At 68.2% G+C, this 4,128-nt stretch carries 4 protein-coding genes; 2 read left to right on the forward strand and 2 right to left on the reverse strand.

All coding sequences use genetic code 11. From position 1 onward, the window contains the following. Positions 1-1,067: M3 family oligoendopeptidase (locus tag AB1824_13225; protein ID MEW5765922.1), on the forward strand; the 1,067-nt coding region annotated here is incomplete at its 5' end. Positions 1,068-1,239: 172 nt separating this feature from the next. Here the strand turns inward: AB1824_13225 and AB1824_13230 are convergent. Continuing rightward, positions 1,240-2,745, reverse strand: a complete 1,506-nt coding sequence (locus AB1824_13230) for an amino acid permease (protein MEW5765923.1) — start codon at positions 2,743-2,745, stop codon at positions 1,240-1,242. A 128-nt stretch (positions 2,746-2,873) separates the two neighbouring features. Next, positions 2,874-3,653: a hypothetical protein gene (locus AB1824_13235; GenBank protein MEW5765924.1), complete on the reverse strand. Its 780-nt coding sequence runs from the start codon at positions 3,651-3,653 to the stop codon at positions 2,874-2,876. Between the two features lie 138 nt (positions 3,654-3,791). On the opposite strand from AB1824_13235, the gene AB1824_13240 reads away from it, so the two are divergent. Next, positions 3,792-4,128: PH domain-containing protein (locus AB1824_13240; GenBank protein ID MEW5765925.1), on the forward strand; the 337-nt coding region annotated here is incomplete at its 3' end.

The raw sequence follows: 4,128 nt of genomic DNA on the forward strand, positions 1-4,128 counted from the left end.
CCTCCCTCGACCGGAACAACATCCCCGTGGAGGTCTACAAGCAGCTCATCGCCGACGTCCACCGCAACCTGCCCGTCCTGCACCGCTACCTCAAGCTCCGGCAGAAGATGATGGGCGTGGACCAGCTGCGGTACGAGGATCTGTACGCCTCCATCATTCAGGAGGTGGACCTTCAGTACACGCCCGAGGAGGCCATGAAGCTCACCCTCGAGGCCTGCGCCCCGCTCGGGCCCGAGTACATGGCCGCCCTGAAGAAGGGCTACGAGAGCGGCTGGGTGGATTTCATGCCCAGCACCGGCAAGCGATCCGGGGCCTACAGCAACGGGTCGGTCTACGACGTCCACCCCTTCCAGCTCCTGAACTTCATGGGGACCTACGAGGACGTCTCCACGCTGGCCCACGAATCGGGCCACTCGATGCACTCCTACCTGTCCAACAAGAAACAGCCCTACATCACGGCCGATTACTCCATCTTCGTCGCGGAGGTGGCTTCCACCCTCAACGAGAACCTGCTCCTCCACCACATGCTGAAGAACACCCAGGACGACGCCACGCGCCTGTACCTCCTCGGCTCCGCCCTGGACAACATGCGGCAGACCCTCTTCCGCCAGACCCTCTTCGCCGAGTTCGAAATGACGATCCACGAAATGGCCGAGCGCGGAGAGACCCTCTCGGGCGACAACATGAGCGCCCTCTATCTCAAGCTCCTCAAGGAGTACTACGGGAGCGACCAGGGCGTCTGCGCCGTGGACGACCTCTACGGGGTCGAGTGGGCCTACATCCCCCACTTCTATTACAACTTCTACGTGTACCAGTACGCCACGAGCCTGACGGCCTCCACCTACATCGCCGACCGGATCCGCCAGGAGGCCGCCGCCCCGAAGCCCGCGACCAAGGCCCGGGACGCGTACATCGGCTTGCTTTCCGCCGGCTCCTCCAAGTACCCCATCGACGTCCTGAAGGACGCCGGGGTGGACATGACGACGAGCGCCCCCTTCGATGCCGCCATGCGGGAGATGACCCGGATCATGGACGAGATCGAAGGCATCCTCTCCAAGAAGAAGTGAGTGCCCCGGTCCGCCCTCCGGCTTCCCGCCGGAGGGCGGGCCCCGGCCCAGCGAGGCCGGGACGCCGCCTTCCACCCGAAGCGGAAGGCGATCCGGCGAACGAATCTGCACCGATTTCCGAGACGAGCCCGAGAACGCCCCGCCCCTTCCCCCGGAGCCATGGTTCCGATCCTCACCGGGCCGTCTCCGCCTCCATCATGCGGCGGACGACGCTGTGCCTCCGCCCGTAGGCCAGGTAGATCAGGAGGCCGGCGGCGAGCCAGGCGAAGAGCCGCCACCAGTTGGCGACGGGCAGGGAGAACATGAGCAGGAGGCAGGTGAGGATCCCGAGCACGGGAGTGGCCAGGCCGAAGGGCGCGCGGAAGGGGCGCGGCGCTCCGGGGTGGCGGATGCGCATGACGAGGACGGCGGCGCAGACGATCACGAAGGCCAGGAGGGTCCCGATGTTCGTCAGCTCCGCCAGAACGCGCAGCGGCAGCAGGCCGCCCATGGCGGCCACGACGATGCCGGTGAGGATCGTGGACTTCCACGGGGTCCGGTACCTGGGATGCACGGCTCCGAAGAAGCCGGGGGGCACCATCCCGTCCCGGGCCATGGCGAGAAGGACCCGCGGCTGGCTCAGCATCATGACGAGGAGCACCGAGGTGATCCCCGCGAGCGCTCCCAGGGACACCACGAACTGGGCCCAGGGCAGGCCCGCCTGCCGGAAGGCGTCGGAGACGGGGGCGTCGATGTTGATCCGGTCGTAGGGGACCATCCCCGTGAGGACCGCCGAGACCGCGATGTACAGGACCGTGCAGAGAAGGAGCGACGCCACGATCCCGATGGGGACGTCCCGCTGGGGGTTTCGGGCCTCCTCGGCGTGGGTGGAGACCGAATCGAAGCCGATGTACGCGAAGAAGATGATGGCCGCGCCCGCGAGCATCCCAAGGGGCTGGCCCCCCGCGTCGGTCATGCCCGCCACGGCGTGGCCGAAGAAGCTGAGGCCCGTGAAGCCGTAGGGGGCGAAGGGGCGCCAGTTCTCGGGGTTCACGTAGAAGGCCCCCAGGCCCACCACGAGGAGCACCACCGCGAGCTTCACGGCGACCATGACGGTGTTGAAGGAGGCGCTTTCCCGGATGCCCTTCACGAGGACCGCCGTCATCGCGAAGGCCACGGCCATGGCCGGCAGGTCCACGTAGGTGCCCGTGGCGACGAAATGCCCCGTGGACGGGTCGTAGTCGAAGGGCGCGTACCCCAGGGACCTGGGCACGTGGATCCCGAGGATGGACAAGAAATCCTGGAAGTAGTGGGACCAGCCGTGGGAGACCGTGGACGACGTGACCGTGTACTCGAGGACGAGGTCCCAACCGATGATCCAGGCGGGGAGTTCGCCCAGGGTCGTGTAGGCGTACGTGTACGCCGATCCGGCCACGGGGGCCATGGAGGCGAATTCGGCGTAGCAGAGGGCGGCGAAGATGCAGGCGATCCCCGAGACGACGAAGGACAGGATGAGGGCGGGCCCCGCCTTGTCGTGGGCGGCCTGCCCCGTGAGGACGAAGATGCCCGTGCCGATGATGGCGCCCACGCCGAGGCTCGTGAGCTGGACGGGCCCCAGGACCCGCCTCAGGCGGTTCTCGCCCCGCATCTCCTCTTCGATGAGGCTCATGGGCTTGGTGGCCCAAATCTGACGCCGCATGCCCCCTCCTCGCCCCCCGAAGGGCCCGTGGCTGGATCCGAAGGCGAAGTGTAGCGCGGAGGGTCCGTCAAGTCACGCGGCGCCGGCGTGGCTCGGTGCGGCGTGGAAAGGGGGGATCCACGCGGCGGTCAGGGAGGGGCAGGCGGGCCGCCGTGGGCGGGGGAGTCCTCGGGATTGATCTCGATGTAGGTCCTGGACGGGTTTCCGATGGACGAGAGGATCCGCCCCACGGACCGCACGGCGCGGCGCCCGTGGACGCACTCGCGGATCCTGGCCTCCTGGGCCTCGTACAGGCTCCGGTCGGCCTGGAAGGAAGGCCCCCACGTGTCGGGGAGGTCCTCGAGGGCCTTCAGGTGGCGCTGGAGGTCCTTCCTCTGCCTTGGGCTCACCTCGGGAGATTCGGAGAGCCTGCGGAGCTCCTGGGCCTCCTCCCGCGCCCGGCGGAGGGCCTCCTCCGGAGGGGGGCCCTCGGCGACGAGGCGCAGGCGCTGGTGGATCCAGTCGAACTCGGCGGGCCCCATGCCCGCTTCGGAGAGGGCCGCGGCGAGGTCCCGAAGGTAGGCCGTCATGAGTTCGGCGCCCTCGCCGTTGTAAACGGGACGGCCCACCACGACCGTGGGACCGTTGGCCTGGATCCAGGACTCGGCCCGGTCGGCGGAGGGCTTGGTCGCGCAGGAGACCCGAAGGAAGACCTCGAGGCGGGCCGGAGAAAGAGAGGCGCCCGGTTCACGCGGAAAGGGGAAGCGTTCGTCGAGGACGACGAGGGAGCGGGCCGCCTGGGCGACTTGCGCGTTGGACTTGAGGAAGCCCGTTCCGAAGTCCGTGAAGACGAGGAGGCCGATGGAGATCAGGCAGGACAGGACCAGGAGGAGAACGACGACCAGGGCGGTCTTCTCGAGGATCTTCAAGGCACCTCTCCCTCGGTAAGGGCATACGACCCGCCGCCTCCTGGGGTTTCCGCCCCCCCGGGATGGTATCATCGGGTTCGGGCCCGGCGCCCGGAAGCCGGCGCGGGCCGGCCGAACCGCCCGCCGGAGGACGGGACCATGACGACGACCCCCGTGCCGACCCTCGAATCGGTCCGCGAGATCACCCGCCCCCACAAGAGCCTCTTCGAATACTACGCCCTCCGCGCTCTCCTGGCGGGCCCCTTCTTCCTCCTGCCGCTCGTGCCCCTGTATTTCCGGTACCACACGCTCCGGTACCGCTTCGACGGGGAGGGGATCCACATGCGGTGGGGGATCCTCTTCCGCCGTGAGATCAACCTCACCTACGCGCGGATCCAGGACATCCACCTCGTGAGCAACGTGGTGGAGCGCTGGCTCGGCCTGGCCCGGATCCAGATCCAGACGGCCAGCGGGAGCGCCCGGGCGGAGATGACGA

The sequence above is a fragment of the Acidobacteriota bacterium genome (assembly GCA_040752915.1).
Classification (GTDB): Bacteria; Acidobacteriota; UBA4820; order UBA4820; family DSQY01; genus JBFLVU01.

Bases quoted from the DNA above. Each gene is read 5' to 3' on its own strand.
- AB1824_13230 (MEW5765923.1), bottom strand. From the start codon at position 2,745: ATGCGGCGTCAGATTTGGGCCACCAAGCCCATGAGCCTCATCGAAGAG.